At 41.7% G+C, this 21,144-nt stretch carries 18 protein-coding genes; 6 read left to right on the top strand and 12 right to left on the bottom strand.

All coding sequences use genetic code 11. The features are described from left to right. Positions 1-14 precede the first annotated feature (14 nt). A complete protein-coding gene (locus RE474_RS12730) occupies positions 15-1,220 on the top strand; it encodes a potassium channel family protein (RefSeq protein WP_309310738.1) in 1,206 nt (401 codons plus the stop codon). Positions 1,221-1,265: 45 nt separating this feature from the next. On the opposite strand, the gene rpiA is transcribed toward RE474_RS12730, so the two are convergent. The 4 genes from rpiA to argH all read right to left on the bottom strand — a co-directional run bounded on the left by rpiA (position 1,266) and on the right by argH (position 6,269). After that, entirely contained in the window at positions 1,266-1,958 is a 693-nt protein-coding gene (gene rpiA, locus RE474_RS12725; protein WP_309310737.1) for a ribose-5-phosphate isomerase RpiA, read from the bottom strand. 22 nt (positions 1,959-1,980) lie between these two features. Next, a complete protein-coding gene (gene aspS, locus RE474_RS12720) occupies positions 1,981-3,312 on the bottom strand; it encodes an aspartate--tRNA(Asn) ligase (protein ID WP_309310736.1) in 1,332 nt (443 codons plus the stop codon). Positions 3,313-3,453: 141 nt separating this feature from the next. Beyond that, positions 3,454-4,707, bottom strand: coding sequence for a Glu-tRNA(Gln) amidotransferase subunit GatD (gene gatD, locus RE474_RS12715; RefSeq protein ID WP_309310735.1), 1,254 nt, complete (start codon positions 4,705-4,707; stop codon positions 3,454-3,456). Positions 4,708-4,787: 80 nt separating this feature from the next. After that, the gene (argH, locus tag RE474_RS12710; RefSeq protein ID WP_309310734.1) at positions 4,788-6,269 is read right to left on the bottom strand and encodes an argininosuccinate lyase; all 1,482 of its coding nucleotides are present in this window, start codon (positions 6,267-6,269) and stop codon (positions 4,788-4,790) included. Positions 6,270-6,515: 246 nt separating this feature from the next. Here argH and RE474_RS12705 point away from each other — a divergent pair, with 246 nt between their 5' ends. Beyond that, the gene (locus tag RE474_RS12705; protein ID WP_309310733.1) at positions 6,516-6,992 is read left to right on the top strand and encodes a chemotaxis protein CheW; all 477 of its coding nucleotides are present in this window, start codon (positions 6,516-6,518) and stop codon (positions 6,990-6,992) included. A 102-nt stretch (positions 6,993-7,094) separates the two neighbouring features. After that, positions 7,095-7,937 (top strand): acetolactate decarboxylase, encoded by an 843-nt coding sequence (gene budA / locus RE474_RS12700; protein ID WP_309310732.1) that lies wholly within the window; start codon positions 7,095-7,097, stop codon positions 7,935-7,937. Here budA and RE474_RS12695 read toward each other — a convergent pair. Next, a complete protein-coding gene (locus RE474_RS12695; RefSeq protein WP_309310731.1) occupies positions 7,877-9,829 on the bottom strand; it encodes an ATP-binding protein in 1,953 nt (650 codons plus the stop codon). The two genes, budA and RE474_RS12695, sit on opposite strands and share 61 nt — an antisense overlap. 186 nt (positions 9,830-10,015) lie before the next feature. Between RE474_RS12695 and RE474_RS12690 the strand changes: the two genes are divergently transcribed. Together RE474_RS12690 and RE474_RS12685 are read left to right on the top strand one after the other, a co-directional pair. After that, entirely contained in the window at positions 10,016-11,173 is a 1,158-nt protein-coding gene (locus RE474_RS12690; protein WP_309310730.1) for an LL-diaminopimelate aminotransferase, read from the top strand. Positions 11,174-11,411: 238 nt separating this feature from the next. Beyond that, the gene (locus tag RE474_RS12685; protein ID WP_309310729.1) at positions 11,412-11,816 is read left to right on the top strand and encodes a DUF5658 family protein; all 405 of its coding nucleotides are present in this window, start codon (positions 11,412-11,414) and stop codon (positions 11,814-11,816) included. On the opposite strand, the gene RE474_RS12680 is transcribed toward RE474_RS12685, so the two are convergent. Beyond that, a complete protein-coding gene (locus tag RE474_RS12680) occupies positions 11,784-12,779 on the bottom strand; it encodes a PhoU domain-containing protein (protein ID WP_309312256.1) in 996 nt (331 codons plus the stop codon). The two genes, RE474_RS12685 and RE474_RS12680, sit on opposite strands and share 33 nt — an antisense overlap. A gap of 99 nt (positions 12,780-12,878) precedes the next feature. Beyond that, positions 12,879-14,018, bottom strand: coding sequence for an archaellin/type IV pilin N-terminal domain-containing protein (locus RE474_RS12675; protein WP_309310728.1), 1,140 nt, complete (start codon positions 14,016-14,018; stop codon positions 12,879-12,881). Positions 14,019-14,143: 125 nt separating this feature from the next. Between RE474_RS12675 and RE474_RS12670 the strand changes: the two genes are divergently transcribed. Continuing rightward, positions 14,144-14,821 (top strand): RAD55 family ATPase, encoded by a 678-nt coding sequence (locus RE474_RS12670; RefSeq protein WP_309310727.1) that lies wholly within the window; start codon positions 14,144-14,146, stop codon positions 14,819-14,821. A 49-nt stretch (positions 14,822-14,870) separates the two neighbouring features. Here RE474_RS12670 and RE474_RS12665 read toward each other — a convergent pair whose 3' ends face one another. The 5 genes from RE474_RS12665 to pstC are packed head-to-tail and all read right to left on the bottom strand — an operon-like array spanning position 14,871 to position 21,118. Beyond that, entirely contained in the window at positions 14,871-16,232 is a 1,362-nt protein-coding gene (locus RE474_RS12665) for a type II secretion system F family protein (RefSeq protein ID WP_309310726.1), read from the bottom strand. Next, positions 16,229-17,146: a type II secretion system F family protein gene (locus tag RE474_RS12660; RefSeq protein ID WP_309310725.1), complete on the bottom strand. Its 918-nt coding sequence runs from the start codon at positions 17,144-17,146 to the stop codon at positions 16,229-16,231. The genes RE474_RS12665 and RE474_RS12660 overlap by 4 nt, the downstream gene beginning before the upstream one ends. Next, positions 17,147-19,330, bottom strand: a complete 2,184-nt coding sequence (locus RE474_RS12655; protein WP_309310724.1) for a type II/IV secretion system ATPase subunit — start codon at positions 19,328-19,330, stop codon at positions 17,147-17,149. It lies immediately after the preceding gene. Next, positions 19,323-20,216, bottom strand: a complete 894-nt coding sequence (gene pstA / locus RE474_RS12650; protein ID WP_309310723.1) for a phosphate ABC transporter permease PstA — start codon at positions 20,214-20,216, stop codon at positions 19,323-19,325. The genes RE474_RS12655 and pstA overlap by 8 nt, the downstream gene beginning before the upstream one ends. Beyond that, on the bottom strand, positions 20,213-21,118 hold the full coding sequence (pstC, locus tag RE474_RS12645; protein WP_309310721.1) for a phosphate ABC transporter permease subunit PstC: 906 nt from the start codon (positions 21,116-21,118) through the stop codon (positions 20,213-20,215). The genes pstA and pstC overlap by 4 nt, the downstream gene beginning before the upstream one ends. Positions 21,119-21,144: the final 26 nt, after the last annotated feature.

Raw genomic sequence — 21,144 nt, 5'->3', positions numbered from 1 at the left:
AACGGTAGAAACTTATGAGTCCCAAGGAAATTAGGTATATTCCACGTAATCTCAAGGACCTCCTGATAGAGATGAAGGATACATCCGAACTCATGGTGGATCTGGCATACTCAGCCATGGTCTATGATGATGAGGATATTGCGGAGGAGGTTATGCGCCTCGAAGAAAAGATGGATACACTTGACTATCATATGAAGATAGCTGCCATGCTCAGCACAAGAAGAGTTGAGGAAGCAGAGGAGATGTCAGGTGTGCTTCAGGTTGCACGTGCATCTGAAAACATTGCCAATTCAGCAGGCGACATTGCCCAGATAGTTCTAAGAGATATTGGCATTCCAATGGAGCTTAAACTGGCAATGAGGGAAGCTGAGGAAACCATCACAAGAGCAACAGTGAGCGAAGATTCAAAACTTGCAGGTATGAATCTGGAAGATATTGAACTTGATACCGAGGCCGGAATGTGGATCATCGCAATTCGCCGCAATGATGAGTGGATATACGATCCAAACCATGCGACCCGTATAAGACCGGATGATGTTCTTTTTGCAAGAGGACATGATGAGGGCGTACCGCTTTTTATTGAACTTGTGACAAACCGCAAATACGTACCAAGGACTATGGAACACGAGAGGTTCCTGATTGACCTTGAAAGAGCGGTTGATATCATTGTTGAAATGAAGAACATGGGAGAGCTTTCAGTAGGTCTGGCCTATTCTGCCCTGCTTTTCAACAATGAGGACATTGCCCACGAAGTAAAAGCCCTTGAGTCTGAAATGGACAGCATGAAGCATGAACTCCAGCACTGGGTACTTGAAACTGCAAAACATGTACCTGATGTAAATATTCTCCGTGGCCTGCTTCAGCTTGCAAACTCCGCAGAAGCAATTTCCGATGCAGCATACACAATTGCAGATACGGTTCTCAGGGATATAGACCTGCACCCGATCATTACAATTGCTGTAAGGGAATCTGATGAGGTCATTACAAAACTTGTAGTTCAGGAATGCTCACCCATAATTGAGAAGACATTCGGCCAGCTGAAACTGGAAACCGAAACCGGCGTACATGTAATGGCCATCAAGAGAGAGGAGAGATGGGTCTACAGACCTAACAAGAGAACTGTCGTAAAAGCCGGAGACATCCTTATAGCAAGAGGATCACACACTGGAGAAGAAGCATTGTTCGAGATGTGTGCCTGTCCGCTTGATGACAGAAAGTGAACAAAATATTAACTAAAATAATTAAATTGAACCTGATCGAAAAGATCAGGCCATTATTTCTACGGAACCGTCTTTCTTACCGATGTAGACTTCATCCACATTGGTGAAGATACCATGTTCCACAACTCCGGCAAGCTGTGAGAGAATAGCTGCTATTACCACAGGATTCTCAATTACACCTAAACTCGCATCGATAACGAAGTTACCATTGTCTGTAATTACAGGACCGTCTTTTCTGGCTGCAAGACGCAGTTCTGGTTTTCCACCAATCCTGCATACCTGCTGTGAAACGTATTCCTTTGCATACGGAAGTACTTCCAGAGGCACGTAGTGATTGAGCTGCTCGCTGTATTTTGATTCATCTGCTACAACAACAAAACGCTCTGCAGAACGTGAAACAACTTTCTCACGTGTGTGTGCTGCACCACCGCCCTTGATGACGTTCAGACCTTTATCTATCTGGTCTGCACCATCAATAGCAAGGTCAAGGTTTGGATGTTCTGCAAGTGAGGTTAGTGTAATTCCTGCCTGAATAGCAAGCATCTCTGACTGGTATGATGTTACAACTGCAAGGATATCAAGACCTTCGTCAACACGCCTTCCAAGCTCGGCTATTGTGTAGGCTGTTGTGGAGCCGGTACCAAGACCGACAACCATGCCATCCTGCACAAGGTCTGCTGCTGCGATTCCTGCAGCTTTTTTCTCAGGACTTTCTCCTGTTGGATTTCTTTCTTTCATGAGTATCAACCCTGAAAAAGAATTATGGGGAAAGTCTGCGCCTGTCCCTTGGGAAGAGTACGACATCACGGATGTTCTCAACACCCAGCATTGTCATGACAAGCCTTTCACAACCAATACCCCAGCCTGCATGTGGTGGCATACCGTATCTGAAAGCCTTGAGATAGAACTCGAATCCTTCAGGGTCAAGACCCTGTGACTCTATTCTCTCGATGAGAAGTTCAGGGATGTGTATACGCTGTGCACCGGATGATAGTTCCATTGTCCTGTGCATCATATCGAATCCCTTTGACAGAATCGGGTTATCCTCATATGGCATCGCATAGAATGGCTTGATCTCTGTTGGCCAGTCGATGATAAAGTAATGCGATTCCCCTGTTTCCTTGAATACATACTCACCGATAGCATGTTCGGCAGCTGTACCAAGGTCATCTCCCCAGTTAAGCATCTCGTCTGTGGTTGAATTGACGATCTCGATTGCCTCGTCATAGGTTACTCTCTTGAATGGTACCTGTGGAACCTGGAGTTCAACACCGAGCACTGCAAGTGAATCAGATGCATTTGCAATTACCTGCTCGTAGATGTAGGCAACCATGTTCTCAAGAACTTCCATTACATCGAAGTGGTCACAGAAACTTGCTTCGATATCAATGGATGTTGCTTCGTTGAGGTGTCTGCGGGTGTCGTGTTCCTCTGCCCTGAAAATAGGACCAATCTCAAATACCCTGTCAAGTCCACCTGACATGAGGATCTGCTTGAAGAGCTGTGGACTCTGGTTAAGGAAAGCCTCCCTGTCAAAGTATGTGATCGGGAAGAGTGATGTTCCACCTTCTGTTGCTGTTGCTACGACTTTTGGACTGGAGGTCTCAATGAAACCGTTGTCAGTAAGGTAGCCTCTGACAGCCTTGAGGACTTCGTGTCTTATCTTGAAAATGGATGTTGTTCTTTCACGTCTGAGGTCAATAAATCTTGAATCAAGACGGGTGTCAAGTTCTGCTTCTACCTTTCCGGTTGTGTCCATTGGAAGAGGTGAGTCTGCCTCATTGAGAAGTGTAATTTCGTCAGGAATAAGCTCGTAACCGTTTGGTGCCTTTCCTTCCGGCTTTACGCTTCCTGTAATTGAAACTACGGATTCCCTTACAAGCTTCCTTGCCTGCTCCAGAAGTTCTGGGTCGGTCTTCTTTTTAACCAGTGTGATCTGGGATCTGCCTGTACGGTCCCTGAGCACAACAAAACAAATTCCACCAAGGTCACGGACCTCATGAACCCATCCTGCTACGGTAACCTTCTGGTCACCAAGTTCCTCGGGTTTGATCTGTGACGCATAGTGTGTCCTGAGATTTGCTAATGTCATAATATTCACCTTATCTGACTGATAATATTATAATACTAATTTGCTTCAATACCTAATTTATTCATTATAAAGCTAATTACCAAATTACTAAACTAAGGTTATAATGCCTGATTTAACTTACAGAAAAACATTGAGTGCTACTCACTCAAGGCTCCTCTCATTAATCTCGCACCTGATATCCTGTTTAAGGATATCAACTGCATCATCATAATCCTGTATCTGACCAAGAGTCCACATCATCTTAACAAGTGCAACCTCAGGAAGCATATCCTCGCCTTCAATTGCTCCGGCTTTTAAGATGTCCCTGCCTGTGTCATATACCCTGTCACAAATCCTGCCATTAAGACACTGGGAAGTGACTATCACAGGGATTTTCTGTGATGTTGCTCTCTCTATCTGTGGAATCCAGTCTGTAGATACATGACCAAGACCTGTTCCCTCGATGACGATGCCTTTGTAGCCTGCATCGATGAAGTAACCAAGAATATCAGGACTTGAACCTGGTGTGAATTTCACAAGGGCGCATTTTGGTTCGATTGAATCCATAAGTGTCAGTTCCCTTTCATTCCTCTTTATGTAGGAAAGACCGGTTGTTATATCCCCGGTGGAATACTCAACATATCCTATTGGTTCAGAGTTAATTGACCTGAAAGCATCTCTTCTGGATGTGTGCATCTTGCGTACCTTGGTTGCACGGTGGATCGAACACTTATCGTCTGATGACTCGCTGTGCATAACAACGGTAACTTCAGCAATATCACTTACAGCAACCTTTGCAGCACAAATCGCGTTCATGGCATTGTCACTGCTTGGCCTGTCAGCACTTCTCTGGGAACCTACAAACACGATAGGTACAGGAGTGTCAACCATAAATGACAATGCAGAAGCAGTGTACATCATAGTGTCTGTTCCGTGGGCAATGATAATACCATCAGCACCGTTCTTGATCTCTTCAACAACAGCCCTTGAAAGCTCCTGCCAGTAGTCTGCTTTCATGTTCTCGGAAAGGATGTTGTAGATAGCCTTTCCACTGAAATTTGCGATCTCAGTAAGTTCAGGAATTGCCTGCAGGATATCATCTGCAGAGAACTGGGAAGTTACAGCACCTGTTCTGTAGTCTATTTTACTGGCAATTGTTCCTCCGGTTGAAAGGATGGAAACCTTTGGAAGACCTTTTTTTGGCTTTATTTCAGCTTTTACTGCTTTCTTTGCTGAAGCTTCCATATCTGATTTTTTCTGTACTATAGTAACAGTGGCACCCTCAGGTTCAATACCTGCATTGTATCCGCTGACCATCTTTATAATAATATGACCGGTTGTACTTGGCATCACAATGCCTTCATATTCCACACCGGACTTCTCGACCTTTACTCTGTCGCCCTCTTCATAATCCATAATCATCACTTGATTACCTGTAAGTCTAAGTCTAAGTATTCATTGCTATTCAATGTGATAAGTTAATCGTAAATAAATGTCTAAGCCTTGTTTCCTGTATACTTTTCAACAATTCCGTAAAGAACCTTCAATGATTCCTCAATACCGACATTCAGCTCTGAGATGCTTGCCCTTGTGCCTTCAAGTTCTTCAAGACGGCTCTTTATTGCCTTTTCCATTTCTGAAGGTGCTGGACCACCTGTGATTGAACGCCTGTTGATGTTAAGAACAGGATCGAGGGCTTCCTTTACCATTTTCTCTGTAAGACCCCGACTGCTCAAAGTTTCCCCGATTACATCTTTTGCTACTGCATCAACATCAGCGAGTGTAGGATTTCCATCTCCCCTCGCCAGTACACCGACTATCTGATGGGCTGTCCTGAATGGAATTCCACCAGCTCTTACCATTGTGTCTGCAAGTTCTGTTGCTGTTGTAAATCCAAGAACTGACTTTTCAGCCATGCTTTCAGTGTTGATTTTCATGGTAGCTATCATACCTTTTGTGATACGGACAGCACTTCTTGTGGTTTCAACAGAACGCCACATATTAGGTGTTGCCTCCTGAAGGTCACGGTTGTAACTTAAAGGAAGAGCTTTGCAGAGAGAAAGCAGAGCCATGAGTGAGCCGATTACAGTACCCGCCTTGCCCCTTACAAGTTCAGCAGAATCCGGGTTCTTCTTCTGTGGCATAATCGATGATGTGGATGCATACATATCATCAAGTTCAACAAAGGAGAATTCGGAAGTTGACCAGATGATGATTTCCTCTGCCATCTTACTGAGGTTCACCATGATATTAGACATCACGGATGCTGATTCAATCAAAAAGTCACGGGTGCTTACAGCATCCATTGAATTTCCAAGAAGAGCATCAAATCCAAGCAGTGAACATGTCCTTTCACGGTTGAGATCAAATCCTGTTGATGCAAAAGCTGCTGATCCAAGAGGAGACTTGTTCACCCTTGAGAATGCACTGATTACACGCTCAATATCCCTGCCGATAGCATCTGAATGTGCAACAAGGTGGTGTGCAAAAGTGGTTGGCTGTGCATGTTGCAGGTGTGTGAATCCTGGCATGAGGGTTTCGGTATTCTCTGATGCACGCTCGAGTAGTGTGTTTCTAAGACCTGAAAGCTCTTCCATTAAAGAAAGAAGTTCATCCCTGAGCCTTATGCGTATACAGGTTGCAACTTCATCATTACGGGAGCGACCGGAGTGCATTCTGCCTCCTGTGTCCTCGCCTACCATATCTATAAGCCTTGACTCCAGTGAGATATGGATATCCTCATAACTGTGGTCAAGCTTTTCAATACCTTCTTCCCTGATCTTCAGTAGGCCTGCAAGGATGCTGCTGCAATCGTTCTCTTTAATTATTCCCTGTTCATGCAACATGACCGTGTGGGCCATATCCACAAGGACATCTGCCTCAAATATCCATTTGTCAGCAGACATTGATGATGTAAAATTGAGCATATCCTCATCAGGTGTTGAAGATAAACGTCCTCTCCTTAAAATATCGCTCATGTGAACCCTCGTGATTGTGAAATATAACTAAAAACTAAAAGTAATCCTGATTTTTAGCGTGGTATTGGTCTAAATACTTAAATAAGAATCGGTTTTTTGAAAGTTGCTGACCGGGATATGCTATGAAATAATATACAAGAGATTAAGAGAAGTTATTTATACTAACTGCAATATAATATTTGCCATAATAATTATCTACGAGATGTATTTGTGCTAATACAATTTCGTTTTCATTGAGGTAAGACTATGGCTAATGTGAGTGAAAGTTACGCTAACAATATTGACGATGAACTTCATCAGCTTGTTATTTTCAACTTAGGTGTTGAAGAGTTCGGTGTCAATATCATGCAGGTTCAGGAAATTATCCGCATGCCGGACATTACAAGAATACCACGATCCCCTGATTACATTAAAGGCGTTATCAACCTTCGTGGAAAGATCATTGTAGTAATGGATCTTGACAGGCGTTTTGGAATGAAAGAGACAGAAATGACAGACGAATCAAGGATCGTAGTTGTTGACATTGAAGGAACAATAATCGGACTTGTTGTTGACTCTGTAAGCGAGGTCATTCGCCTGAAAGGTTCTAACATAGAACACACACCTGAAATAATCACACAAAAGATCAATGCCGATTACCTGAAAGGTGTCGGTAAGATGGAAGACAGGTTACTTATTCTCCTTAACCTTGAGAACATCATAACAGAGACTGCAGCAGCATAATTGCCTGCAGGATCTTCCTTTTTTCACATACACTTTTTCAGGCAACTACTATGAAGCCTGCTACTTTATTCAACTATAGATTACCGGTTGGGAGGAATCAAAATGAAAAAAATAAACTTTTACATTCTTTTATTTGTAGCTTTACTATCCATTCTTGGAACAGGATGCATCACTGAACAAACAGAAGATACAACTGCCAATGAAGCAAGCGGAGAAAATCATATTGTCAGCACAGAAACGCAGATTGATACTATCTACCAGTTCTCAGTTATCAATGCACTTCTTGAGGGAGTATATGATGGTGAAATAACTTGCGGAGAACTAAAAGAGAAAGGTGATTTTGGTCTTGGCACATTTGACGACCTTAACGGAGAAATGCTGGAACTTGATGGTGTTATCTATCAGGTGAAAGCCGATGGTAATGCATACGAAGTTGAGGATACGGAAACTTCACCATTCGCAGCAGTCACATTCTTTGAAGCGGATATTGAGAACAACACAAACACAGAGATGAGCAACCAGGAAATGGCATCATATATTGAAGACATGCTTCCAAGCCAGAACCTGATGTATGCTATTAAGGTTACAGGAAATTTCTCATACATGAAAACACGCAGTGTAGCTGCCCAGGAAAAACCATATCCAAGACTTGTTGATGTGACCAGGGACCAGTCTGTATTTGAGTTCAATAATACTTCAGGAACTATTGTAGGATACTGGATGCCTGAATTTGTTTACGGCATAAATGTCCCTGGATACCACCTGCATTTCATTACAGCAGACAGGACAGCCGGAGGACACATACTGGATTATACAATAACTTCCGGTACAATTGAAATTGACAGTTGTGATGGTTTCAACCTGGAACTGCCGGAAAATGAGAATTATCTGAGCACAGGTCTTTCAGCAGATAATGAAGGCGACCTTGAAGTAGCAGAGAACTGATATTTCTGCTTTAGTGGAAGGGATATGTGAACATCGGTTCCTGTCCCTTCCTCACTTTCTATCCATATTTTCCCGTTATGACTCTCTACTATTACTTTACTAATATAGAGACCAAGGCCATTTCCACCATAATTGCGGGTTGAAGAACTATCTATCTGATAGAACTTTGTGAAAAGATCAGGTATATCCTCTTCTGAAATACCAATACCTGTGTCACCTATGACAATGTTCACTGTATTATCTTCTACTGATGCATATATAGTTATATTGCCGCCTTTGGGAGTGAACTTAACAGCATTGTCAATCAAGTTATGGAAAACCTGTGGCAGGTAAGTCCTGTCACCATCAATAAAACAGGAATCAAAGGCTAAATCGGTCATAATTGACAGGTTTTTCTCTTTGATAGAGTCAGTTGAAATATTCAAAACCATATTTAATGTTGAAACAAGATCTATCTGCTCGAAGTTATATTTCACATCACCATTCTGATTGGTGCTCACAAACAGTAATGAATTAATAAGATCTTGTAATTTACGCGTTTTTACAACCACACGTTCAATGGCCCTCATCTGATCCTCATTCAATTCACCAAGAGTACCATCATAAAGGAGCTCACTGAATCCTTTAATAGATGTGAGTGGAGTGTTTAGCTCATGCCTCAGGTTGGAAAGGAACTCATCCTTGACCTTGTCAAGCGATTTCAATTCCTCATAAGCATGTTCCAACTCGGCAGTTGATCTCTTTAGAGCCTCTTCCGTTTCTTTACGTTCGGTGATGTCACGAATGTGGCTTACAGTCATCATCACGTCACCTTTGGTATCATATACCGGAAATATCCTGAAATCCCTTACCCTGTTATCAGTGAGATCTGTGTGTTCAAATTCATTCATTGAGCCGGTAGAGAACACTTCTTTAATAGGACAGGGGTCACATGGCATTAAAGTAGGACCTAAGGATTCACGTACCTGCGGATGTAGATTATCCGGATGCTGAGGTTCAATTATATCTCCTTTCCAGTTACTGGTGACAATCCTCATATCACGGTCTACCACAATTATAAGATCCTGAAGGGCATTGAAAGTGCTTGTAAGAAGCTCTTTCTGGTTTTCCAGTTCTTCTTCAAAATTCTTGTTGGCGGTAATATCCGCTATAAGGCAGATACCGCCTTCTATAATGTTCTCTCTTCCTCTAAGAGGCACATAATAAGACCTTAAATGTTTCTCATTACCAGAGATCCTTGCAGAATACTCGTTCTCATAGAATGAACGCTGATCTGACAAAGAGCCTGCCAGTAATCTGTTCAGTGAATCATCATTAACAAAATCAAAGATTTCCGAGCCTATTACATCTGCTTTCTGAATATGGAAAATATTCATAAAACTCCTGTTGCAGTGAGTTATGGTTCCTTTGCAGTCAACAAAGATACCAAGTGGAGATGCATCAAATATTAGTCTGTACCTCTTTTCAGAATCGAGTAAGGCTGCTTCAACTTGTTTCCTTTCTATTACCTTGCAAAGACGTGCGGTTATCATGTTCAGTAACTTTTGCTCACTATGCAGAAAAGGACCTATATCTTGAAAAGGAAGCTCTTTTTTATAGGAAACACGTAACATGCCAGCTTTAGCTCCATGGACTAGTATCTCGCTTGATAGTGAATTTCTGTGCTTTTCATAACCTTCGGTATGATACTCATTACCGTCCAGAATTGCGCAGGCTTCTGCAAATTCAGGATATAAAAAAGCATCCGGTAATCTTTGAAGAATTCCTTTTAACAGAGATTCAATAGGCACATGCAAATCAAAGAGGTCAGAGATACGGTAAATGCATTCGAGCTCCCGTTCTCTTTTTTCCAGTGTGCACAGTTTTTCATCATCGCTAATTGTCCGCACCACATGACTGTTGAGTAATATATAATTATATAGTATATTTTTGGTATTAATAGATTTTGTTGTGTTGGAACTCTCACTAAAATGAGAAAGGGCTTTACCTAATACCATCATATTAAATAGATGTGGATCATAAATGGGGTGCCTAAGATGCCATTAGGCTAAAACATGCTTGAACTTACAGGTGAACAAATGTATTCTGACAGGATTAACTCATTGCCTCCATACTTATTTGCGACAATAGATGCGTCCAAGGCAGCGATCAGAGCTAAGGGAGTAGATGTTATAGATCTCGGAGTTGGTGACCCTGACCAGCCAACACCCGCACATATAGTAGAATCTATGTGTGAAGCTGTGCGCAATCCGGAAACACACACATATCCATCCTACACAGGAATGATGAGCTTTAGGAAAGCAGCTGCAGACTGGTGCAAAGAAAGTAGAGGACTTGAACTTGACCCTGCTTCTCAGGTACTCACCATGATCGGCTCAAAGGAAGGAATCGCACACATACCACTGGCATTTATCAATCCTGGAGATGTTGCGCTCTGTCCTGATCCGGCATATCCTGTATACAAAATAGGAACAGAGTTTGCAGGTGGAGAGCCTTGCATCATGCCTTTACTGGAAGAAAATAACTTCCTTCCTGACCTTGATGCAATACCAAAGGACAAGCTTGAAAAAGCAAAGTTGATGTTCCTTAACTATCCGAACAACCCTACATCAGCAATCGCTGATAAGAAGTTCTTTGAAGAAGTTGTTCAGTTTGCAAAGGATAATGACATTGTTGTTATCCATGACAATGCATATTCTGAAATGACCTACGACGGCTACAAATCACCAAGTTTCCTGAGCGTTGACGGTGCAATGGATGTAGGAATTGAACTTTACTCACTTTCAAAGACATATAACATGACAGGATGGAGACTTGCATTCGCTGTGGGTAACAAGGATATAATCTCAGGCGTAGGCAAAGTAAAGTCTAACGTTGATTCTGGAGCTTTCGATGCTATCCAGATGGCAGGCATTACTGCTCTTTCCAGTTCACAGCAGTGTGTTGCTGACATGAACACCATATATGAAGAAAGAAGAGATGCACTCCTTAAGGGACTCCATGAACTTGGACTTGACGTAAAGCCTCCAAAGGCAACATTCTACGTATGGGCTCCTGTTCCTGACGGCTATGACTCAATGGGATTTGCAAAACTGCTTCTTGAGGAAGCAGGAATAGTAGCAACACCTGGTGTCGGTTTTGGAACTTACGGTGAAGGTTATATCAGATTTGCACTTACACGCTCCGTTGACAGGATCAATGAAGCTGTGGAAAGGATGAGCAAACTGAATATCTGATATTCAACCTTTTTCTTCCCTTTTTTCTTTAATTTCTTATCTCTCTTTCAGTTACAGGTTTATTCTGGTTTTTTGTATTTTGAATGACAAACATGCATCTGAAGATATATAGAAACAAATGATTTTGAGAGATAATATATATTCTAATTATATTTATTTTTATTTAAGAAATATATGAACATAACTTTCCAAAATAACTACATTCCACCAATATAAATGAGCAAGCTTCTAAGAAAGTATGCTTCCTGATAATATCAATACACACAGCAAAGGATTGTTCAACACAGAAGCGATATACGACTTCCTGCATGAGGCCAGATTCATTATACTGCTTTATATAATTGGAGATTTTCTCACAACATTCCATGCCCTGAGCAACGGATACGGATTTGAGGAAAATGGCATTCTTTCCGGCTTAATGGAAACCCATGGAATCTGGTCGCTGCTAATTGTAAAAATTATGATACTGGCAGTTATCTACTGGAACTATTGCTCTACAAAAGCATCAGTTCATTCATATGCCAGAAAACTATGGAACCTTTCAAGGACAGGAGTAAGTATTTTCGGACTTGTGCTTGTCATCAACAATCTTATGGTAATTACTGTAAGATCAAGCCTGTTCGAGTGCCTGGGCTTCTTCTGATAAAGTTTGCTTGATGTGGGTAGCTTTCATATTGATGACCATTTCAGCTATATCAGCACTGTATTCTGAGATACGCTGGAAGCTCTCGATTATTTTTCTCTGGCGCTCACCTGAAAGGCAATAAGTTTTTTCACTGTGCTCAGACTTCTGGATTATCTTATTTCCAAGAGCAATTGATATCTTGGAAGTCCGCATCACATGATTTGCAAGGTCAGTGTCAATGCTCATTATCGAATTAAAAGAATCCTGGAAAAGTTTCTGGGAAAGAAGACCCATTTCAATAATGTCATCGTTGTCACCTTTTTCACCGTCCATCTGGATCACACTTTGGGAGATACCCTGGACATGATCACCAATACGTTCCATGAGCTTTACGATTAAGCGATAACCAAGACAGTCTTTTGTGTCTTTTATACCTATCTTGCCGGCAAGTGTAGAATCATCCAGAGCTGCTTTTATTTGCCTGACACTTAAAAGATAGAACTTATCAACATCATTATCCCTGTGAATGATATCCTTTGCAAGTTCCACATCAGCTTCCCTTAATGCCACAATAGAATCCTCCATCATGGAAAAAATGATACGGTACATACTCTGGAGAGACTTTTCAAAGGAAATATCCTGGAAATTCAGCAGGTTCTGGAGTATTATCTCTGTCCTTGTTTCCTCTACAATTTCAATACCTATAAGGCGTCTGCGGGCAGATTCTTTCAGATACTTACGCTCTGCAGCCGAAAATCCCCGGGGAGAAAGGATCCTGATTATATCATAACCTACAAGATAATTAGCAACAAGCAACCTGAAATTCTCTTCCTGATCCTCAGATGCGATCATATCGACTTTTAACCGGACATTCTTTTTCACATTACTCTGGTCAGAGCTAATAAGCAGTGATCTGTCCGGCCTTACTGTGAGAAGCACAGTGTCACCGGCTGTGAGTCCGCCTTCTCTTACCCACTCAATAGGAAGAGAAACAATATAAGTAGAGCCACCTGTTAACTGGATCTTTCTTTTGTCTGCTATGTAAATCCTTCCTTTTAATATATAGATGTAAACAAAATATTAAAGAATTGTCAGATTACCCGAAACCTGGCTTAGTCTGGAGGTCATGCCATCGTCATCGGTTAGCATGAGATCGATGGTCACATTATGATCGTTATACGGATCAATGCCATTTGGCCTTACAACCATTCCCTGGAGGTTATAGTCATAGAGAGTTGCTGTTCCGTTACCTGAATCCTTCCAGATGGCCCATTTATAGCTGGTAATGAAACCATCAATATCTATGGAGTCAGAAGCATCTAATATAAGGTAGCTATTCGGACTCTGGGTACCATTTCCGTCTTGCAGATATTCAACTTTGAACTGTACTGCTGCCACCGGCGTTGGAGGTGTAAATACTTCCCTGAAAACATTGATGTATGAGGTAATAAGTTCGACCCTGACAGGATCTCTTTCAGAAGGTGATATACCAGGATATGACTTGAAATTTAATGAATATGTGAGATTGTAATCTGATGTATTGGTAAGATTTCCACCTGAAACATTACCAAGGAATGTGATTTGTCGGTTTTCATCATCCATTGTAATATTGCCAGTTTCAATGCAGTTTGTTCCATTTACATAGGTGAGATTTAAATTGTATGCATATTCACCATAAGCATCCCATGGATGTTTTTTGAGGGAATATGTAAAATCAAGACTATTATTCGTCCATGCAGAAGTGTCTATGGTTTCAGTTCCCTGAACATAAATATCTGAAAAATTGAGGTGGACAGTTTTGCTCTTTGTAGCAGGGATCTTCAGCCTGTGGTTTGCATTGTAAACAGCCGGGTATCCTTTGTAAGTATCAAAAGTTTCAGATGAGTCGTCTTCATAAGACCGGTAATATAGGAAATATCCGTCATTTATTCGTATTGCTGAGATGTAGGAATCTTCAATATTCAGATTAAGTATTTTCAGGTCAATGGATTCCCAGTTAGAACCATCCCCATGTGGATCAATGGAAACTATTTTCAGGTTCTCATTCTCAACTGAATTCTGATGGCTTTCCAGATCCATAGCCTGTTTCTGGGTTGTGGATATCATGTAAGCAACGCTGGAAGCAGCAATTATTGTGATCAGTATCAGCAATAAAGTGCCAAATATAACAGTGACACCACGGTTGTCGTTCAAAAATGCTTTCATATCGTTGCCAGCCATCTTTGATGAGAAGTGTATTACCGATTATATACTTTGTTTCTGTAATATATATAGAACCCAATAGTCTATTGATTTTGATAATTTATTCCAAAACCATTTAAGCAATGATTACTTTTAGGGTTTTGATGGTGCTGACTAGCTTTGGTTTAAAAAACGTACCTTCCAATGTGGTACTATTGGTAGAAGAAGACATAGGAGATGTAAAAAGTGTCTTTTTCCACAAGATCACTTCTGATGCTCTTAAATCTGGAAAAAAAGTTTTCTATATATCTACCAGAAATTCAGAAAACGATCTGAAAGATGAAATGAACAAATTCGATTCTCTGACAAAACCTGAGCTTTTTACAGCCATTGGCAATTTTTCAGATCATATTGCCTTACTGGACATGTGTTACAAACGCCACAGGCTTTACAGCAGGCTTCACGGAGAGAATAACGGATCACTGCTGCACAATATCAGTGAAGCTGATGTCTGCATCATTGACATGTTTGCCGCACTATTCGTTCATGAAGACACAGAAGTTATATCCGAGACCATAGAAGCACTTATCAGTATCAGCAGGAAAGAGAACATCACATTCCTGCTTTCAGCAGATATGGGTATACTCCCTGAAAGAGCCGAGAAGATAATCCGCTCCATGGTTGATGGTGTTATCCAGTTCAGGACCGAGTACATGGCTGGCAAAATTAACAGATACATCAATATTCCAAAAATGAAAGGCAGCATTCCCCTGAATAAGATGATCGCTTACAATGTGACCAGTCAGGGAATTACAATGGATATGAGAGAAAGAGTCGGTTAATTCGAGCTTATTACATTTTTTTTATATTTTAAAATAAAATAGGAGGGGTTTAATCTCCTCCTCCATTCACAATTATTGTTGCTGTACCCTTCGATTCACCTGCTGTCGCTGTTACGACATAAGTACCTGCATTTGAACCAGGGACTGGAGACACAGTGACTGTCCCATCATCCTTTGTCATAGAACTTGTAATCACTCCAGTAGGTGTGATCGTCATTTTGACAAACGTACCGGCAGCAGGATTACCATCTGCATCGGTTACATTGAATATAATAGGCTGCTGCAGTGGAATACCACCCATAACCTCCTGTGCATCACCGGAGGCTACCGTTACCATGTATGTGCTGCCTACACCTGCCGGAAGCAGCAATGTTACACATGCAACATAACTTAATGCAATCAATATAGCAGAATGCTTGAATCCGTGTTTGATCTCACCCTCTGTGATCTGTCCGACTATAAGTCCGCCAAATAGAGCATTGAGTATGATCATATGGAAAAAACCACGCTCAAAGTCTATATCCGAAAGACCTGCACCTCCTAGCATTTCCATTCCCACACCCTGAATAAGAGGCAACAGGGATGTTGAAAGTATGTAGGTCAGCATTATAATGATACCTTGTGCAAGGTAGAAAATGACAATATATTGCTTCAGGTTTGCCTCTTTTTCCCTCTGGATGGCAATCACAGACCTCATGTCCTCGGAAGTCCGGAACAACAGGTCAGCCACATTACCTCCAGTATATGCAGCCTGCACGACTACATCTATATACCTGGAAACAAGACGACTTTTCATTGAATCTGACATCCTGTGCATAGATTCATCAAAGGATTTACCAAGCACCATTGATGACGCTGCATCCTGAGCATGACTGCTGATAGCCCCAAGATTGGTCTTGGAGAGATTGATAAAACCTTTTACGGGATCAATACCACCTCTCATTAATTCTGAAAGTTTGTACAGGAATTCACTGAAAGCAACTTCCCTTTTTTGCAGATTTCGCTTTTCTATGAACGAATCAATAGAATACGGAATAATGGCCACAAGTACAGCAAAAACCATAATGTGATCAAGATCATCTTTTGGTTTATCTTTTTCAGTTTCAGGTTCTGCAACTGGTTCTTCAGTTGCTATCACCTCGCCTCTATCTGCAGCTTCTGCCGCTTCCATTTCAGCTACAAGTTGCTCGTAAGCTGCCTGCTTTGCAGCAGCCTCATCACTGACTGCAGCACCTCCGACTGCAGCTTCATCTGTGACAAATGAATGACCGGTAAATATTGCCAGAGCCACGATCATTAACGCAATGAAGACAGGTATCCCTAATGTGAGATATTCACGTTTGATATCATAACGTATAGTCAGCATCTGAACATAACGCTGCGCTGTCAGACGATATTTTTCAATATTCATAGAGTACTCCTTGAATATTTCATCCATAACAAGATCAGGAAAACAATGTTTATGAAAGGCAACATGAAGTAAACAAAGAACTGGAACATCTGTTTGGCCGTAAAAGGTCCCAGATCAATTCCAAGAGCACTTGTGACCACGATCATCAGGACTACAAGTACAACACTCATGACAACACCACTCAGGTATCCTTCACCATACACACCAAGAGAATCAACGAACTCCTGCTGCATTTTACGCCTCATATCCATTAGTTCCCTGGATTTCATTTCCAGATAAGTTCGTAGTCCTCCACCGGACTGCATTGCATTAGCAAGATCAATGCAAATGGCTCTTAGAGATTCAGAAGACGTGTTGCGTATAAGGTGGTTCATGGCACTGACACCATCCTCACCAAGCACATCCACACGGTACATTACTTTGCCAAATTCAACCGAAACGTCACCATAGTCCTCGATTGCAACTTTCCTTATGACATCCATGGGAGAAGAACCTGAACTTGCAAGAATAGTCATATAACCAAGGGTGAAAGGCAGTTCCTGCTCTATGTTCATGTTCTTATTGGATACCTTGTTGTAAAGCATGAACGGGAACCCACTCACTGTAAGGCCGAACGTGAGAAATGTCAGTACGGATATGTAGACAAGAGGAGATGATGAACTTCTAAAAAGCAGGACAGATAAAATAAAAATAATTCCTGCAGACAGACCGGCAGTAACCAATGCCAGAGACATAAACATACCAGGAGTAAGTACCATGTCTGCCTGGTAAAGTGATTTGGCAATATCATCCTGTGGTTTTTTATCTATGTGCTTACCAAAGACATAACAGAACATCTTATATTTTTCAATATACTTGTTAGTACTTCCATCATTGAAAACCTGATGGACATCTACATCCTGGGTTTTGACCATTTAATGAGTCATCTCCAGCATTTCGTCTTTTTGCCGTGAGTATCTTCTTATGGCCCTTGCAACTTCTTCATATTCTGTGATGCCATCGCGTGCAAGTCCTTCCAGATATCTCGCCCTGAGGTCCATTTCACTTACAAGTTCACTCTGATCGATGCCGAACTCTTCATTGATATCATCGAACATGGCACTGCTGCCACTGAACTCATATTCGTCCGTAATAGGGTTCCATTTGAATACAGGATTGGTAACGAGGTCACCACGTTCAGGATCAAGCTCCACTATCTCAACAATCCTGAGCGCACGCCTGAGAAAGTGTTCACCCACCTTGATCATGGAATTGAATATAACCATATCAACGCTGGCAAAAAGGTTCCTTGGCACGTTCATAGGTTCGGATTCAACCCTGGAGAGCAATTCCTGTATAGAACCTGCGTGGATTGTTCCCATGCATGGGTGACCTACTGAGATAGCCTGGAAAAGCGTACCTGCTTCAGCACCACGAACCTCACCAACCACGATGTATTCAGGTCTCTGTCTCAAAGCGGCTTTAAGGAGATCGAAAAGTTCGATATCACCTGCGGATTTACCACCTTCACCACCACCAAAACCGGCTCTTGTGATAGATTGTGTCCAGTTAGGATGCATGAGGTTCATTTCGGCAGTATCCTCAATGGATACTATCTTGTATTCCGGCGGAATGAATGCTCCTAAAGCATTCAAAGTAGTCGTCTTTCCTGAAGCTGTTCCTCCGGCTGCAAGTACTGAACGTTTGTATTCCACCATGAGCCAGAAATATGCAAGGACAGTTGAATCATAGGTCTTATAGTTCATCAGGTCGATGCAGGAGACCGGATTGGATCTGAAACGCCTGATGGTGAATGTGGAACCTCTTTTTGTGACCTCTTTTCCAAGTGTGAGGTTTGCACGACTTCCATCCACAAGTGTTGCATCCCTGATAGGCTCAAGTACGGAAATATGTCTTCCAGCCGCCTGCGCCATCCTCATGACGAAGTTGTTGAGCTCAATCTCTTCATAGACAACATCCGTTGCAACTGAACCGTATACCCTGTGATTGACATAAAGAGGTGTATATGGACCGTTACAGGTGATATCTTCTATATATGGATCCTTCATCAGAAGGTCCATCCTGTCAAAACCCATGTATTTTTTATGAAGATAATAGAAGAACTTGTCTTTCTGGGTTTCAGTGAGCTTCAGGCGATAGATATCTATAATTAGATCGAACCTGTCCCTGAGAGCTTCGGCACGGTCTTCCTCTTCTACTAGAAGAATCTCAGAGTGTGCCATTTTGTCAAAAGCATTCTGTATGATGAACAGGGCCTCTCTTTCAGTTTCACTTAGCGGAGGCTCAAGACAACTATATAGAAGCGACTCACCGGTAAATTCAATATGGACATACTGGAACCTGGGAGTAACTTCATAGGTGATGCTTACTTCTTTTTGTGGAACTCCGGGGGCAGGAACAGAGATGTCGCCAACGATGAATTCCATCTCATCGATATTTTCAGGTTTTGGGGTTATTATCTGTTCTATCTTTTTGAGAAGCAAAGAAACAGGTGATTCTTCGGTTGGTTCTTGTTCCTGTTTGTCTTCGGACGTGATATCATCGTTATTTTCGTTTTCTTGGGTGATTTTCTTTTTCTTTCCAAAATTCAGGTTAAAATCAAGATTGAATTTGGATTTCTTTTTTGCAGGTTTTGATTTTTGTTCGTCACCCTCTTCTCCGGTAGTTGTCAGACTATCTTTATTGGAGGATTTTTTTGGCTTCTTTTCCTTTTTGCCAATTTTGAAACTTAATTTATTCTTTTTCTTGACTTTGTCATCTGAAACAGATACTTCAGGTTCCTCGACAATAATAACAAGCTCTGGCTGTAAAGAGAGATCACTAATGTCTTCTTCAGGATTAAGGAAGGCATCTCCGGGTATTTCCTGATTATCTATGATTTCAAGCTCATCCAGTTCATCTGAAAGAGAAAGAATCTCCTCTTCACTGATATGTCCCTTATCGGAAAAATCCTCATCATCTGCCGATCCGATAATTTCAACTGTCTGATCTGAAACATATTCTGCATCAGCTTCAACTTCAATATCATCTGCTGTTTCAACTGATACAGATGATGGTCTTTTTTTACTGAATCTTGAACGCAGTTGAAGTTTAGCCAATTCTGCGCCTCCAGAGAAGCAATTTTGTTGTCAGATTTATAAGCATAACAATCATTATTAAAACAAAGGCGGCTCCAAAACCTTCGGATATGGGTATCAGATGAGGAGACTGATAGGATTTATAAATTAGAAGAGGAAGAGAACCAACAGGAAACTGAAGAGGATATACCTGAACACCAAAAATAAATCTCGCATCTGGAACTACTTTGTACATTGGCATAAATTGTGAATTCCCGGCGGTGAGAATCACAACTGCAGACTCTTCTGCAGCTCTTCCCAAACCTAAAACCACACCTGTGATTATTCCGGTCATGGAATATGGAATCGTTATCAGCCTAATAGTATCCCATTTGTTGGCTCCCAGAGCATAACTTGCTTCTTCCAGTTCATGGGGAACGGTCTCAATAGCCTCTTCAGCAGACCTTTCAATAACCGGCAATATGAGTATTGCCAGACCTATACTACCTGCGATCAAGGAAAAGCCTCCAGTAAGATATCGCATATAGATAACAAGGACCATTAATCCAAATATAGCAAGTACTATGGAGGGGGTCCCTGAAAGCACATCTATCATGAACCTGAGAGTTCTTACCATCCTTCCTTCTTTTGCATACTTTTTAAGATAGATTGACGTTCCAACTGCGATTGGAGTTGCAAGAATTGTGGAGAAAAACGATAGCAATATCGTACCGGCAATACCATTAGCAATACCACCACCGAGACCTTTTGCTTCGGATTCGGGTGTTACTATAAATTGAAAATTCAAACTTGGCAAACCCGCCATAAATATCTGGCCCAGGATAACTATCAGAATAAGAACTGTAGTGGCACCGGCCAGATAACTGATAAATTTGAAGAACTGTTCCTTGAGAATTCGGGGTTTCAAAATCTTGCCTCCAATTTCCTTGCAGCAAAGACAAATAATATCTCGATTAAAAAGAGCACCGCAGCTATTGCAAACAGGGCACTCATGTGTTCCGCGTTCGCCATCCTTTCACCGGCATCATTCAGAATTTTTGAGGTCATGGCATAACCTGAACTGAAAATAGAAGTAGGAATGCCTGCGCTGTTCCCAAGCAGCATTACAACAGCCATGGTCTCACCCATAGCACGCATTGTGCCAAGCACCAATGATGCCATTATACCCCCCGATGCCGAAGGGATAACGACCTTCCGGACCGTTTCCCAGTGGGTAGCCCCAACAGCATACGATGCTTCCCTGTATGCAGCGGGTACTGACCTTATGGCGTTCTCAGATAATGCCACAATCGTAGGCAAGATCATCACTGCAAGCACCATGGAAGCCAGCAGCACGCCATCCCCTGAACTCGGCTGGGTGTCATAGAATATTGGAATGAAACCCAGAGTTCCGCTTATTAACGGTTTTACATGATTCATCATAAATTTGCTTAGTACTACAAAACCGAAGATACCATATACAACAGAAGGGATGCCCACAAGCAATTCTACCAGAGAGCGAAGTACATATGCGAGTTTCTCAGGAGCAAATTCCGCAAGGAAAATGGAAGTAAAAATCCCCAGAGGAAATGCCAGAATAATAGTTACAAAGGTTACCGCCAGAGTCCCGATAATGAATATCTTTGCACCATAGATACCATTCGTGTAATTCCAGACGTCACCCACGATAAAATATGTTCCCTGACTTTTTAAGACCGGGAAAGCCATATAGAAAATAAATCCAATCAAGTACAAAACAGTAATTGCAGTTATAATGCCACATGCAGTAAAAACAATCTGTGCAATGGCAGATCTTATATCCGTTTTCATGCTATTTCCAGAAAAGTTAAAAAGAT

Source organism: Methanolobus sediminis (assembly GCF_031312595.1).
In the GTDB taxonomy this organism is placed as follows: domain Archaea; phylum Halobacteriota; class Methanosarcinia; order Methanosarcinales; family Methanosarcinaceae; genus Methanolobus; species Methanolobus sediminis.
This window is presented reverse-complemented; position numbering and strand designations above follow the sequence as displayed.

What these genes read in the sequence shown, in the direction of transcription:
- aspS (WP_309310736.1), bottom strand. Translation starts at nt 3,312, where the DNA reads ATGACATTAGCAAATCTCAGGACACACTATGCGTCACAGATCAAACCC.
- RE474_RS12705 (WP_309310733.1), top strand. Translation starts at nt 6,516, where the DNA reads ATGGCTAATGTGAGTGAAAGTTACGCTAACAATATTGACGATGAACTT.
- pstC (WP_309310721.1), bottom strand. Translation starts at nt 21,118, where the DNA reads ATGAAAACGGATATAAGATCTGCCATTGCACAGATTGTTTTTACTGCA.
- budA (WP_309310732.1), top strand. Translation starts at nt 7,095, where the DNA reads ATGAAAAAAATAAACTTTTACATTCTTTTATTTGTAGCTTTACTATCC.
- RE474_RS12730 (WP_309310738.1), top strand. Translation starts at nt 15, where the DNA reads ATGAGTCCCAAGGAAATTAGGTATATTCCACGTAATCTCAAGGACCTC.
- RE474_RS12685 (WP_309310729.1), top strand. Translation starts at nt 11,412, where the DNA reads ATGCTTCCTGATAATATCAATACACACAGCAAAGGATTGTTCAACACA.
- RE474_RS12670 (WP_309310727.1), top strand. Translation starts at nt 14,144, where the DNA reads ATGGTGCTGACTAGCTTTGGTTTAAAAAACGTACCTTCCAATGTGGTA.
- RE474_RS12665 (WP_309310726.1), bottom strand. Translation starts at nt 16,232, where the DNA reads ATGAATATTGAAAAATATCGTCTGACAGCGCAGCGTTATGTTCAGATG.
- RE474_RS12690 (WP_309310730.1), top strand. Translation starts at nt 10,016, where the DNA reads ATGTATTCTGACAGGATTAACTCATTGCCTCCATACTTATTTGCGACA.
- argH (WP_309310734.1), bottom strand. Translation starts at nt 6,269, where the DNA reads ATGAGCGATATTTTAAGGAGAGGACGTTTATCTTCAACACCTGATGAG.
- RE474_RS12660 (WP_309310725.1), bottom strand. Translation starts at nt 17,146, where the DNA reads ATGGTCAAAACCCAGGATGTAGATGTCCATCAGGTTTTCAATGATGGA.
- gatD (WP_309310735.1), bottom strand. Translation starts at nt 4,707, where the DNA reads ATGGATTATGAAGAGGGCGACAGAGTAAAGGTCGAGAAGTCCGGTGTG.
- RE474_RS12675 (WP_309310728.1), bottom strand. Translation starts at nt 14,018, where the DNA reads ATGGCTGGCAACGATATGAAAGCATTTTTGAACGACAACCGTGGTGTC.
- rpiA (WP_309310737.1), bottom strand. Translation starts at nt 1,958, where the DNA reads ATGAAAGAAAGAAATCCAACAGGAGAAAGTCCTGAGAAAAAAGCTGCA.